We start from the raw sequence: 13,018 nt of genomic DNA, 5'->3' as shown, positions 1-13,018 counted from the left end.
CTTAGGGTCATGCGAAGTGTTAGGGTTGCCCCAAACACTTCCTCCGTTGTCAGGAGTTCGGATGACCTCCTTGGCCAGGCTGAGCCTCGCCAACCGCGCACTCGTGATCTTGGTCGCGCTGGTACTCGCGGGATTCGGCCTCTTCGCGATCCCCTCGCTGAAGCAACAGCTCTTCCCGTCCCTGGAGTTCCCGGCGGCCTTCGCGGTGGCGAGCTATCCCGGCGCCGCTCCCGACATCGTGGAGGAGCAGGTCACCAAGCCCATCGAGAGCGCCTTCCAGGGCATCGCCGGCGTCACCGACATCACCTCCACCTCCCGCGAGGGGGTGTCGCAGGTGCAGGTCGCCTACGAGTACGGCACCGACATCGACGAGATGACCGGCAAGATGCAGCAGGCCGTGAGCCGTATCAAGGCGCAGCTTCCGGCCGACGTCGACCCCCAGGTGGTGGCGGGCAGCACCGACGACATCCCGGTCATGGCGATCGCCGTGGGCGACGGCGGCGACGAGCACGCCATGGCCGACAAGATCGAGCGCATCATGGTGCCGGAGCTGCAGTCGATCGAGGGCGTCCGGGACGTCACCGTCAGCGGCGCCCGCGAGCAGCAGGTCGTCATCACTCCCGATCAGGGCAAACTGGCCCTGCTGGGGCTGTCGGCCGCCGCGATCCCCGACCTCCTGCGGACCAACGGAGTGTCCATCCCGGCCGGCACGCTGACCGAGGACGGCAAGTCGCTGACCGTGCAGATCGGCGATCCCGTCCGTACGGTGAAGGACCTGGAGAACCTGTACCTCACGCCCGCGAGCACGGCCGGTCAGGCGGGCGCGGGCCAGCGCGGCGCCGGCGCGGGAACGGGCGCCGGCCAGGGATTCCCCGGTCAGGCGTCGGCCGGCCGGGGCGCCGCTGCCGGGGGAGCCGGTGCGGCGGGCGCGGCGGCGCCGGTCCAGGCGCCCAAGCCACCCAAGCCGGTCAAGCTGGGCGACGTGGCCGAGATCAAGGTCGAGAACGCCACCGCGACCACGCTCACCCGCACCAACGGCACCCCGAGCCTCGGCGTCTCGATCACCATGGTTCCCGACGGGAACGCGGTGCAGATCTCCCACGACGTCAACGACGCCCTTCCCGGGCTGACCCGCGCCCTCGGCGACAGCGCCGAGCTGAACGTCGTGTTCGACCAGGCGCCGTACGTCGAGAGGTCCATCGAGGACCTCGCCACCGAGGGCCTGCTGGGCCTGGCGTTCGCCGTACTCATCATCCTGGTGTTCCTGCTGTCGGTGCGTTCGACGCTGGTCACGGCGGTGTCCATCCCGTTGTCGGTGGTGATCGCGCTCATCGCGCTGTGGGCGGGCGACTACTCGCTGAACCTGCTGACGCTGGGCGCGCTGACGATCGCGGTCGGCCGGGTGGTCGACGACTCGATCGTGGTCCTGGAGAACATCAAGCGTCATCTCGCCTACGGCGAGGAGAAACGGCGGGCGGTCCTGACGGCCGTGCGCGAGGTGTCCGGCGCGGTCACCGCCTCCACGCTGACCACGGTCGCGGTGTTCCTGCCGATCGGCTTCGTCGGCGGGCTGGTCGGGGAGCTGTTCAGCTCCTTCGCCATCACGGTCACCGTGGCGCTGCTGGCGTCGCTGCTGGTCGCGCTGACCGTCATCCCGGTGCTGGCGTTCTGGTTCCTCAAGGCGCCGGAGCTCACCCCGCAGGAGGCGCAGGCCGTACGCGAGGACGCCGAGCGCCGGGAACTGCGCAGCCCGCTGCAGCGGATCTACCTGCCGGTGCTGCGCTTCGCGACCCGGCGGCGCCTGGTGACGGTGCTCGTCGGCGTCGTGGTGTTCGCCGCGACGATGGCGCTGGCGCCCAAGCTGAAGACCAACTTCCTCGACTCCTCCGGCAACGACACCACGCAGATCAGCCAGCGGATGCCGGCCGGGACCGACCTCGCGACGACCGACGCGGCGGCCAAGAAGGTCGAGGAGGTGCTGGCCGCCGACAAGGACGTGAAGTCCTACCAGGTGACCGTCGGGGGCGGCAACCGCTTCCTCGGGGGGCTGGGCGGCTCCGCCGACCGCGCCTCCTACTCCGTCACCCTGGAGGAGGGCGTGGACACGCCCGTCCTGGAGGAGCGGCTGCGGGAGCGGCTCAAGGGCATGACCGGCATCGGTGACATCACCGTCGGCGGCAACGGCGGCGGCGGGTTCAACTCCGACCAGGTGCAGGTCATCGTGCAGGGGGCGGACCAGGACGCGCTGAAGACGGCCGCCGCCTCGGTCCGCGACGCCATGACCGGCGTGGGCGGCCTGCGGGACGTCACCTCCAACCTCGAAGACAGCATCCCCCGGGTCGAGGTGCACGTGGACCGCGAGAAGGCCGCCGCCCGCGGCCTCACCGAGGCCACCGTCGGGCAACTGGTCGCGCAGGCGTTCCGCGGCGCGCCGGTCGGCTCGATCGACGTGGACGGCCGCTCCAGCGACGTGATCCTGCGCGGGGCCGGCGACGCCCCCGACGACCTCGCCGCGATCAAGAAGCTGACCGTTCCGACCGCGACCGGCCTGGTGAAGCTGTCCGACGTGGCCGACGTCGTCCAGGCCGACGGGCCGACCCAGATCACCCGCCAGGACGGCGACCGCACCGCGACCGTGTCGGGCGCGGCCGACGCCTCCAACCTGGGCGCGATCACCACCAAGGTCACCGAGAAGCTCAAGACGCTGACGCTTCCGGCCGGGGTGACGTACAAGATCGGTGGCGCGAGCTCCGACCAGCAGAAGGCGTTCGCCGACCTGGGCATGGCGATGCTGATCGCCATCGCGATCGTCTTCATGATCATGGTGGCGACGTTCCGCAGCCTGGTGCAGCCGCTGATCCTGCTGGTGTCGATCCCGTTCGCGGCGACCGGCGCCATCGGGCTGCTGCTGGTCACCGACACCGCGCTCGGCGTGCCCGCCCTGATCGGCATGCTGATGCTGATCGGCATCGTCGTCACCAACGCCATCGTGCTGATCGACCTGATCAACCAGTATCGCGAGCAGGGGCTCGGCGTGACCGAGGCGGTCATCGAGGGCGGACGGCGCCGCCTGCGTCCCATCCTGATGACCGCGATCGCGACGATCTGCGCGCTCACCCCGATGGCGCTGGGCGTGACCGGGTCGGGCGGGTTCATCTCCCAGCCGCTGGCCATCGTCGTGATCGGCGGCCTGCTCTCCTCCACGCTGCTCACGCTGGTCCTGGTGCCCGCCCTCTACGTCATCGTCGAACGGCTGAAGGAGCGCATGCGCCGCACTCCCGCGCGGCCCGGCGGCGACGACGGCGAGGTCACGGTGTACGACGAGGAGGCCCTCGAACCCGCCCGATGAGAGCCCCGTCAGGGTCCCGGTGACGGCCCTGTGCGGGCACCATGGAGGAAGGGAGGACCCCGGGACGGTCCCCGCGACGACCGTCCCGGGGTCCTCCCGCGTCCGGCGTCCAGCGGACCTCAATAGACTGGGCCAACGTGAGTGCCAAGCCGCGTATCCCGAATGTCCTCGCCTCCCGTTACGCCTCGCCGGAACTGGCCCGCCTGTGGTCACCCGAGCACAAGGTGGTGCTGGAGCGCCGGCTCTGGCTGGCCGTGCTCAAGGCCCAGGCCGACCTCGGGATCGACGTACCCGAACAGGCGATCGCCGACTACGAGAAGATCGCCGAGCAGGTCGACCTCGCCTCCATCGCCGACCGGGAGAAGATCACCCGGCATGACGTGAAGGCCCGCATCGAGGAGTTCAACGCCCTCGCCGGGCACGAGCACGTCCACAAGGGCATGACCTCCCGCGACCTGACCGAGAACGTCGAGCAGCTGCAGATCCGCGACAGCCTGCTGCTGGTACGCGACCGGGTCGTGGCGCTGCTGGCCCGCCTGGCCCGCCTGGCCGCCGAGCACACCGGCACCGTCATGGCCGGCCGTTCGCACAACGTCGCCGCCCAGGCCACCACCCTCGGCAAGCGCTTCGCCACCGCCGCCGACGAACTGATCGTCGCCTACGAACGGCTGGAGAACCTGCTGGAGCGCTACCCCCTGCGCGGCGTCAAGGGCCCCGTCGGCACCGCGCAGGACATGCTCGACCTGCTCGGCGGCGAGGACCGGCTGGCCGCGCTGGAGGACCGCGTCGCCGCGCACCTCGGCTTCGCCCGCCGCTTCACCAGCGTCGGCCAGGTCTATCCCCGCTCGCTCGACTACGACGTGCTGACCACCCTGGTGCAGCTGGCCGCCGCCCCCTCCTCGCTGGCCAAGACCATCCGGCTGATGGCCGGGCACGAACTGGTCACCGAGGGCTTCAAGGAGGGCCAGGTCGGTTCCTCGGCGATGCCGCACAAGATGAACACCCGCTCCTGCGAGCGCGTCAACGGCCTCGCCGTGGTCCTGCGCGGGTACGCCTCGATGGCCGGGGAGCTCGCCGGAGACCAGTGGAACGAGGGCGACGTGTCCTGCTCGGTGGTGCGCCGGGTCGCGCTGCCCGACGCGTTCTTCGCCTTCGACGGCCTGGCCGAGACCATGCTGACCGTGCTCGACGAGTTCGGCGCGTTCCCCGCCGTCATCGAGGCCGAGCTGGGCCGCTACCTGCCGTTCCTCGCCACGACCAAGATGCTCATGGCCGCCGTGCGGGCCGGGGTGGGCCGCGAGACCGCCCACGAGGTCATCAAGGAGCACGCCGTCGCCTCGGCACTGGCCATGCGCTCGCGCGGCGCCGGCAACGAACTGCTCGACCGCCTCGCCGCCGACGAGCGCTTCCCGCTCGGCCGCGCCGAACTCGGCGCGCTGCTCGACGACCGGTCCTCCTTCGCCGGGGCCGCCGCCGGTCAGGTCGCGGCGGTCGTCGCGCGGGCCGAAGAGATCACCGCGCGCCATCCCGGCGCGGCCGCGTACACCCCCGGCGCGATCCTGTAGGGACGCCGATGCGGCTGAGCCCGCTGACCAGTGAGGCCGCGGTCGCCGCCGCCTCACGCGACGACGACCTCGTCGTGTGGGCGGCGCAGGGCATGCGGCCCGGCGTCCGCGCCTGGGCGTACGGCGAGGCGGTGGCGGTGGCGAGCCCCGCGGCGGCGCGGCGCGACCGGCTCGCGGTCACGGGCGAGCCGGCCCAGGTCGTCCCGCTCCTGCGGCACGCCCTGACCGAGGCGGGCCCGTCGTTCCGGCCGCTCGGCGAGGCCGCCCTCATGGAGGAGGTGGTCCGCGCCACGCCGGAACTGGAGCCGGTGGGTCACTTCACCTGGATGGTGACCGAGAAGCTCGCCCCGCCGCGCGCGGGCGCACCCGGCCTCGCGGACCGCGCGCCGGAAGGGGCGCCGGACGGCTCCTCGGCGGGCGCGCGGCCGGTGGCGACGGAGGCCGCCTGGCTGGAGCCCGCCGAAGAGCGGGAGGTGGCCGCGCTGCTCGCCACCGCCCACCCCCGCTCGTACGCCGTGCCGGGACTGCCGGGCGTACGCCGGTGGGCCGGAATCCGCGACGGCGCGCGGGCGCTGCTGGCGGTCGCGGCCGACGCGTGGTCAGCGCCATCGGTGGGACTGCTCGCCGGTGTCGCGACCGCGGTGCCCGCGCGGGGGCACGGGCTGGGGGAGCGGGTGTGCCGGTTCACGGCGTCCGCGCTGCTCGACGCGCACGGGCGGGTGGCGCTGATGGTGGACGACTGGAACGGCCCGGCGATCGCCGTCTACGAACGGCTGGGTTTCACCCGCCGCGGTCTCGGCGTCGCCGCCGTACGCGGCTGACCCCGGCGTCAGGCGGGCTGGAACAGTTCGATCAGGTTGCCCGCGGGGTCGGCGAGCAGGATCTGCCGCCCGCCGGGGCCGGTGACCACATCGCTCCGGAACGGCAGCCCCGCGGCCCGCAGCCGGGCGACCTCGGTGTCCAGGTCGTCGACGATCAGGTGGACCCGGTTGCGGCCGGCGGCGCCCGCGTCGTCCGGGGTGGCTCGGGCGCCGGAACTGGCGGGCCCGGACAGCAGCAGCCGCAGCGGCCCGCGTACGACGTCGGCGAAGGCGGGCGCGGCGCCGGCCCTCAGGGTGAATCCCAGATGCGTCGTGTAGAAGTCGACGGCCGCCTGGACGTCGTCGACGATGTAGCGGACGCCGGCGAACCGGTCGGGCGATGTCATGACTGGGCCTCCTCGGCCGGGTTCTCCCCTGCGGGGTGGGTGAGGACGGGCAGCAGGTAGCGGATGCGGGTGTCGATCTCGGCGGCGGCGCGTTCGAACGCCGGGCCGTCGGCCTGGCCCGTCTCGTCGCCGGGGGCGGCCGGGTCGGGGATGCTCCAGTGCAGGCGCCGCGGGTGGCCGCCGAACTCCGGGCAGACCTCACGGACCTTGTCGCACAGGCTGATCACGTAGTCGAAGCGGCGGCCGTTCAGCGTGTCCAGATGCCGGGGACGCCGGTCGGCGATGTCGATGCCGTACCGCCGGCGCAGCACCCGTACGGCGCCGGGGTGCGTGCGGGGCTTGGGGTGGCTGCCCGCGCTGGCCACGTCGGCGCGGTCGCCGGCGCGGTGCCGCAGCAGGGCCTCGGCGACGGGCGAGCGGGCGCTGTTGCCGGTGCACACGAACAGCACCGAGGACGTCACCGCGTCGCCGGCCGCGGCCGCCGGCGGGGCGGGGACCAGGCGGAGCGCGGGATGCAGGGCGGTGCCCGCGGCGGCCAGCGCCTCCGCGCAGCGTTCCAGGTCGAGACGGTAGTAGCTGTCGCGGCCGTCGTGACTGCTGCGCCGGGCCGCGACCAGCCCGGCCGAGCGCAGGAGCCGCAGATGGTAGGAGATCACGTTCTGCGGCTCGCCGACCAGCGCCACCAGTTCCCGCACCCGCAGATCACCGTACGCGAGCTCGCTCAGCAGCCGCCACCGCACCGCGTGCGCGGCCAGCCGGACGAACACCGGCGGGACGGCTTGCGCGGACGGCACCATGACGAGCATGGTACATCAAACTGATTTGATTGATCTGTCCCTGTGCCGGGCCGGCCGTTCCCGTTCAGGCGGCGCGGACGGACTCGGCCAGGCGTAGATTCAGGCCGTCCAGCACGCCGGTCAGATCACGCAGGGTGGTGATCCTCGCGACCGGTTCCGCGGACGAGGTGAACGCGGGGGAGGGCTCGGCGCGGTAGCGGTCCAGCCAGACACCGTGCATACCCACCCGTGTGGGCGCGACGGCGTCGAGCAGCAGGTTGTCACCGACCATCAGCACTTCCTCGGGCCGCAGCCCCAGCTTCGCCGCCGCCCGCAGATAGCACTCCGGGGCCGGCTTGAACGCGCCGAGCGTGTCCGGGGTCAGGACGACCTCCATGCGGTCCATCAACCCCAGGCGGCGCAGCTTGGCCTCCTGCTGCACCGGATCGCCGTTGCTGAGCACGCCCAGCGTCAGCTCGTCGCCGAGCGCCGCGAGGGTCGCGGCCACGTCGGGGAAGGCGGCCCAGGCGTCCTCGTAGTGGGTCAGGAAACCGGCGAAGGCCGTGTCCGGATCGGCCGGCGCGGGCATGCCCAGCCGGTCGCAGAACTCCCGCAGCCGCCTGCGCCGCTGCTCGGCGAACGAGCACTCGCCGGCGTGCCAGGCCGGCAGATGCTTGTCCTCCAGGTCGAGCCACAGCGCCGGCGCCTCCGGCAGCAGCTCATGGCCGGGGCAGACCGTCTCCATCCAGCGGGTCGCGGCGAGGGCGACGGCCCGGCGGTGGTCGAAGAGAGTCTCGTCGAGGTCGAACAGAATGGCCCTGATCACGAGTCCCCATCTTCGGGGGGATGTGTTTCCGGTGCGTTTCGGAACCGTGAAAGCCTGGGTGAAGATCGCAGTCAAGTTCCGGCCTTTGGTGGATCGGGTAGGAAATTTCCTACCCGAAGATGACAGGTAGGATATTTCCTACGTATCATGCAGTGTGTGGACACCACTCCCGCCGCCCCGGCGGAAGACGCGATCTTCGCCGCGCTCGCCAGCCCGGTGCGGCGCGAGGTCCTGCGCCTGCTGCGCGAACGGGGCCCCCAGTCCGTGCAGGACCTGGCCTCCGGCTTCGCGATGGCCCGGCCCAGCTTCTCCGAGCACCTGCGGGTGCTGCGGGACGCGGGCCTGGTCAGCGAACGCCGCGACGGCAGGCGCAGGCTCTACCGCCTGGAGGCCGTCCCGCTCGTCCGCGTCCGTGACTGGCTCGACCCGTACGAGCGGTTCTGGCGCGGCAGGCTGAACGGTCTGCGCGACCTGCTCGACGACATGGAAGACGTGAACGACACCCGGGACGCGGCCACCCTCGGCCGCGCCGGAGACGAGGAGACGACATGAACGGCGCCGACGACCCGACCGTGCTGCGGCTCGACGAGTTCCTGGCGCATCCGCCCGCCCGCGTGTGGCAGGCCCTGACCGACCCCGGGCTGCTGGCGCGGTGGTTCATGCCGGGAGACTTCCGCCTGACCGTGGGTCACCGCTACACCATGGCCGGAATGGCCATGCCCGGCACCGGGTTCTCCGGCACCGTGCAGGCCGAGGTGCTGGCCTTCGAACCCGAGCGCATGCTGCGCCTCGGCTGGCGCGACGCCGACCCCGCCAGCCCCTCCGCGGCCGACTGGACGATCACCTGGACACTCGAACCCGAAGGCAGGGGCACCCGGCTGTTCCTCACCCACGAGGGCTTCGATCCCGGCAGCGAACTGCAGCGGCGGGCCCGCTCCATCATGGACGGAGGATGGCGCCACCTGCTGACGGACCGCCTCGCCGTCGTCCTGTGACCACCGGCGCCGCCCGGGGTGAGCGGGTGAAACTTTCCGGGTCGGCCCGCGGCCGAGCAGGGACGACGCGGCGGCATTAGTTTGGACGGTTGACTTATTCCGGCCGGCGATCTTAACGTGCGGAGGCTCTCGCTCCGCGTGCGGTGCGAGCAGCGGCTTTCCGTCCACGATGGCCCGTCCCGAAGGAGCGCAGAATGCCCGACACCACGCCCGGGACGGTGGTTCCCGGCCCGTACGGCGGCCGTCGCGGCGGCACCGCGGCCCTGGCGGCCGCGCTGGTCGTGGGCGGCGGCCTCGTCGCCGTGGCCCCGGGAACGGCGACCGCAGCGACCGGCTGCGCCGTCACCTACACCACCAGCGACTGGCCGGGCGGCTTCAGCGCCGCCGTCACCGTGCAGAACCTGGGCAGCGCCATCGACGGATGGACGCTCGCGTTCACCTTCCCCAGCTCCGGTCAGAAGGTGACCACCGGCTGGTCGGCCACCTGGAGCCAGAGCGGACAGAACGTCACGGCCACGAACGTGGACTACAACGCCGCCATCGCCACCGGCGGGTCGGTCTCGATCGGGTTCAACGGCTCGTGGTCGGGTGCCAACCCCAAACCGACGGCTTTCACGCTCAACGGCGTGACCTGCACCGGGTCCACCACCACCTCGTCACCCACCCCCTCGGTGACGCCAACCGTCACACCCACCGTGACGCCCTCGGCGACCCCCACAGTGACGCCCACCATGACGCCCACGGTGTCACCTTCCGCGACGCCGACGGTGACGCCCACGACCGGGAAGCCCACCGTCGCCGCCGACGGCACCGGCACCTACCGGACCGTGCAGGCGGCGATCGACGCGGTGCCCACCGGCAACTCCAGCAGGAAAGTGATCACGATCAAGCCCGGCACCTACCGGGAGATCGTCACGATCCCGGCGAACAAGCCGTACATCACCCTGCAGGGACTCGGCGCGTCGGCCAGGGACGTCCTGATCGTCAACAACCACGCGGCCGGTGCGTACGGCACGTTCAACAGCGCCACCGCGTTCGTCAACGGCCACGACTCCGCCCTGACCAACCTGACGGTCTCCAACGACTACGTCGAGGACGGCTCCACCGTCAACCAGCAGGCCGTCGCGCTGAACCTCAACGCCGACCGGGCGATCCTGTCGAACGTACGACTGCTGGGCGACCAGGACACCTTCCTGGTCAACGCCTCCGCCCGCGCGTACGTCAGAAGCTCCTACATCGAGGGCACGGTCGACTTCGTCTTCGGCGACGGCACCGCCGTGCTGCACGACTGCGACATCTACGAGAAGCGCAGCACCGGCGCCCCCATCACCGCGGCCAGGACCGACGCCGCCAAGCCCTACGGGTTCCTCATCTACAAGTCCCGGATCAGCGGTGTGACCGGTGACACCACCCAGCTGGGGCGCCCCTGGGGTCCCAACGCCCAGGTGCTCTACCGGGAGTCCACCCTCAGCTCGACCATCAAGACCTCCCAGCCCTGGACCGACATGTCCGGCAACTCCTGGAAGAACGCCCGCTTCTTCGAATACCGGAACACCGGCGCCGGGGCCACGGTCAACGCCAACCGCCCGCAGCTGAGCGACGCCCAGGCCGCCAACTACACCCCGCAGAAGTACCTGGCCGGCTCCGACGGCTGGAACCCCGTGAGCTGACTCCCTGAGCTGAGTGTCGTGAGCTGAGTGTCGTGAGCTGAGCCTGCCCGGCCGACGCACGGGCCAGCGGAGACACGGCCCAAAGGGAGGCCCAGAAGAGCGAGCCGGGGGAGCGGCGCGCAGTTCAGCCCTCCCCGGGACCGCTCTCCCCGCCGTGCGCGGTCTGCCCGGCCGGGCCGCCCCCACGGCGGCGCAGCAGCGGGTGCGACCCCATCGCCACCTCCAGCTCCCCGGGCAGATCGTCGCGGTAACGACCGAGCGTCGACAGGTCGCTGTGCCCCAGCACCCGCCGCACCGCGTCCATGTCCGTGCCGTCGGCCAGCAGGTGCGTCGCCGTCGTGTGCCGCAACCCGTGCGGCGTCACCTCCCTGCTCCGCCCGGGCTCCACCCGCCGCCGCACCCGGTCGATCACCGCCTGCACGTCACCCCGCGCCAGCCGCCTGCCCCGCCACGACAGCAGCAGCGCCTTCTCGCCGGCCCCGGCCGCGCGCACCGCGAGGTACGCGTCCAGCGCGGCGGCCACATCACGGGGGAGCGGAACGTCGCGGGTACGCCCGCCTTTGCCGAAGATTCGCCAGTAGCGCATCCCGTCGTTGGTGTAGAAGTCCTCCACGTTCGCCCGCACCAGCTCCGACACCCGCGGCCCCAGCGCGGCCAGCAACAGCACCACCAGCGCGTCACGCACCTCGGTCCGCTGGTCGGCCCGGCGGCGGCGCCCGTCCGAGCCGCCCGGCTCAGGTGGCGGGGTGGGGGAGCGGGCCGCCTCGATCAGGCCCTCGGCCTGCTCGCGCGTCAGCGCCCGGCGTTCCGGCCGCAGCCCGCCCCGCTCCCGCGCCCGCACCGACGAGGCGGCCATCGGGTCCAGATGCACCCACCCCGCCGACGCGGCATGCCGGAACAACGCCGACACCGATCGGCGGAACCTGGCCTGCGACGCCGCGCTCTGTCCCGGACCACCTCGTGGCGCCGGCCCGCGCGTCCCGCCTCCGCGGGGCAGGCCGTCACGAGCGACGCCGTCGCCCGCCACGCTTCTACCGGCCGTGCCGTCTCCCGCCGCCGCGCCGTTCTCCCCGCTCCGCCGGCGTTCGTCCGGCTTGCGCGCGAACGCCAGCAGCACCGCGTCCACGTCCTCGCCGGTAAGGTCGTCCAGGACCCGGTCGTCTCCCGCCAGCCGTACGAACGTGGCCACGTCCCGCGCGTACACCTCGGCCGTCGCGGGCGACAGTGCCCCGGTCACGGTCTTCGCGCGGACCAGCTCCACATAGCGGTCCGCGGCCTCCTGCACGGTCAGCCGGTTCACCTGCGGGGGCAGCATGATCGACACCGTACCGCCCGGGACCGACAACAATCACCCGGCCCGGAAGCGGCACGGAACCGGCACGGCCGCCCCCCCCTCGACGCAGGCGCCGTTTCTACTCGACCACGAGCGAGTCGACGAACCGCTCCGCCTCGCTCTGGCTCATGCCGGTCTCACCGCGCACCAGGAACACCGCCTGCTCCACCCGGCCGGCCGCCTTCATCTCCCGCGCCCGCGCGGCCAGGTCGTACCCGTGATGCGCCGTCGCCACTGGCAGCGACCGGCCCGCGCCGATTCCGTCGGCCAGGTCTTTCGCCTCCTTCAGTCCCAGCCCGGTCTCCTCGCGGATCAGCTTGATCGCCTCGACCTTCTTGTTCTCCGCGTACAACTCCCGGACGCGCTGCTGCAGAGCGGCCGAAATCGGCGGCACCATGCCGGGACTACGCCAGGCGAGCGGCCCGGCGGGCCGCGCACCGGCCCGCGCGGCCGCGAAGACGACACCGAGCAGCGCGACCACGATGACGGCGAGGACCAGTAACTCGAACGGACCCACATTAGGCATGCGGTGATCGTAAAACGCGCGGCAACGCCACGGTGGTCTCAGCCGGAAGTTCCGGTACACATCGCCGCCGCGCGGAGCCCATGGTCGCGTCGTGATGGTTCCGCAGCAGGCTGCCGACTTCCGGTTGGCCGGCCCTCCTCCCGCTTCACCGTACGAGAGGAGGGGCGGCCGTACGTTCAGCTGTAGGAGACGGACTGCACGGTGCAGTTGGTCTGCCACGGCCCGGGGTAGACAGGGGCGGTGGTGCAGGCCCAGGTGCCGGTGACGGTGGTCGTCCCCGCGGGGATGCTGGCGTAAGCGGACGAGCCGAAGAAGTCGTACTGGTGTCCGCCGCTGCAGATGCCGCCGGCGCCGACGGCCGTGGTCCCGCTGGGCACCGTCTGGGTGAACCGCCACGAGTGCGTGGCAGGGACGGCGGTCGCGCTGCTGTAGGGCACCGACCCGCCGCCGGAAGGAATGGCGCCGAACCAAAGGTCGGAGGCGTACCAGTCGGAGGTGTCCCCGAAATAGTTCACGTTGAGGCAGTCGACCGTGAACTGCACCGTGATGCCGGACGCCATGGCCGGCTGCGGTGCGGACACCAGAGCCAGCACCCCGGTCGTGACCAGCGCAGAACCGAGCGCCAGCGCCCGCCGAGCCGATTTCGCAGCGAACATGTCTATCCCTTCTCCGGCCACACCCGTGCCACCGCGAATTCATCATCGCCGCCGGGAACGGTCAATCACCGAGATTTTCGGCGCCGACCGAAAGTTCTGCCGAAACGGGGAGTGA

At 71.9% G+C, this 13,018-nt stretch carries 12 protein-coding genes; 6 read left to right on the top strand and 6 right to left on the bottom strand.

What is annotated here, in order from left to right:
• The first annotated feature begins 61 nt into the window (after window positions 1-61).
• The 3 genes from HHX37_RS24585 (at window position 62) to HHX37_RS24575 (ending at window position 5,735) form a co-directional block, all read left to right on the top strand.
• Window positions 62-3,349: an efflux RND transporter permease subunit gene (locus tag HHX37_RS24585; protein WP_182886925.1), complete on the top strand. Its 3,288-nt coding sequence runs from the start codon at window positions 62-64 to the stop codon at window positions 3,347-3,349.
• 137 nt (window positions 3,350-3,486) lie between these two features.
• On the top strand, window positions 3,487-4,914 hold the full coding sequence (gene purB / locus HHX37_RS24580; protein WP_182880924.1) for an adenylosuccinate lyase: 1,428 nt from the start codon (window positions 3,487-3,489) through the stop codon (window positions 4,912-4,914).
• Window positions 4,915-4,922: 8 nt separating this feature from the next.
• Window positions 4,923-5,735: a GNAT family N-acetyltransferase gene (locus HHX37_RS24575; RefSeq protein WP_182886924.1), complete on the top strand. Its 813-nt coding sequence runs from the start codon at window positions 4,923-4,925 to the stop codon at window positions 5,733-5,735.
• An 8-nt stretch (window positions 5,736-5,743) separates the two neighbouring features.
• Here HHX37_RS24575 and HHX37_RS24570 read toward each other — a convergent pair whose 3' ends face one another.
• The 3 genes from HHX37_RS24570 to HHX37_RS24560 all read right to left on the bottom strand — a co-directional run bounded on the left by HHX37_RS24570 (window position 5,744) and on the right by HHX37_RS24560 (window position 7,723).
• A complete protein-coding gene (locus HHX37_RS24570) occupies window positions 5,744-6,121 on the bottom strand; it encodes a VOC family protein (RefSeq protein WP_117408956.1) in 378 nt (125 codons plus the stop codon).
• Window positions 6,118-6,918 carry an ArsR family transcriptional regulator gene (locus HHX37_RS24565; RefSeq protein ID WP_182886923.1) on the bottom strand — a complete coding sequence of 267 codons (801 nt, stop codon included), beginning with the start codon at window positions 6,916-6,918 and terminating at the stop codon, window positions 6,118-6,120. Before HHX37_RS24565 ends, HHX37_RS24570 begins: the two co-directional genes overlap by 4 nt.
• A 64-nt stretch (window positions 6,919-6,982) precedes the next feature.
• On the bottom strand, window positions 6,983-7,723 hold the full coding sequence (locus HHX37_RS24560; RefSeq protein WP_182876787.1) for an HAD family hydrolase: 741 nt from the start codon (window positions 7,721-7,723) through the stop codon (window positions 6,983-6,985).
• A gap of 156 nt (window positions 7,724-7,879) precedes the next feature.
• Between HHX37_RS24560 and HHX37_RS24555 the strand changes: the two genes are divergently transcribed.
• The 3 genes from HHX37_RS24555 (at window position 7,880) to HHX37_RS24545 (ending at window position 10,388) form a co-directional block, all read left to right on the top strand.
• On the top strand, window positions 7,880-8,275 hold the full coding sequence (locus tag HHX37_RS24555) for a metalloregulator ArsR/SmtB family transcription factor (RefSeq protein WP_310740505.1): 396 nt from the start codon (window positions 7,880-7,882) through the stop codon (window positions 8,273-8,275).
• The gene (locus tag HHX37_RS24550) at window positions 8,272-8,718 is read left to right on the top strand and encodes an SRPBCC family protein (protein WP_182886921.1); all 447 of its coding nucleotides are present in this window, start codon (window positions 8,272-8,274) and stop codon (window positions 8,716-8,718) included. Before HHX37_RS24555 ends, HHX37_RS24550 begins: the two co-directional genes overlap by 4 nt.
• Before the next feature lie 194 nt (window positions 8,719-8,912).
• A complete protein-coding gene (locus tag HHX37_RS24545) occupies window positions 8,913-10,388 on the top strand; it encodes a pectinesterase family protein (RefSeq protein ID WP_182886920.1) in 1,476 nt (491 codons plus the stop codon).
• 124 nt (window positions 10,389-10,512) lie between these two features.
• Here HHX37_RS24545 and HHX37_RS24540 read toward each other — a convergent pair whose 3' ends face one another.
• The 3 genes from HHX37_RS24540 to HHX37_RS24530 all read right to left on the bottom strand — a co-directional run bounded on the left by HHX37_RS24540 (window position 10,513) and on the right by HHX37_RS24530 (window position 12,903).
• Window positions 10,513-11,703 carry a tyrosine-type recombinase/integrase gene (locus HHX37_RS24540; protein ID WP_182886919.1) on the bottom strand — a complete coding sequence of 397 codons (1,191 nt, stop codon included), beginning with the start codon at window positions 11,701-11,703 and terminating at the stop codon, window positions 10,513-10,515.
• Between the two features lie 97 nt (window positions 11,704-11,800).
• Entirely contained in the window at window positions 11,801-12,247 is a 447-nt protein-coding gene (locus tag HHX37_RS37090; protein WP_244301850.1) for a ribosomal protein L7/L12, read from the bottom strand.
• 176 nt (window positions 12,248-12,423) lie between these two features.
• On the bottom strand, window positions 12,424-12,903 hold the full coding sequence (locus HHX37_RS24530) for a hypothetical protein (protein WP_182880931.1): 480 nt from the start codon (window positions 12,901-12,903) through the stop codon (window positions 12,424-12,426).
• Window positions 12,904-13,018: the final 115 nt, after the last annotated feature.

Origin of the sequence: Microbispora sp. H10885 (assembly GCF_014161415.1) — a bacterium.
GTDB classification, from domain to species: domain Bacteria; phylum Actinomycetota; class Actinomycetes; order Streptosporangiales; family Streptosporangiaceae; genus Microbispora; species Microbispora triticiradicis.
The sequence above is the reverse complement of the archived record's forward strand: the minus strand, read 5'-3'. Positions and strand labels throughout refer to the sequence as shown.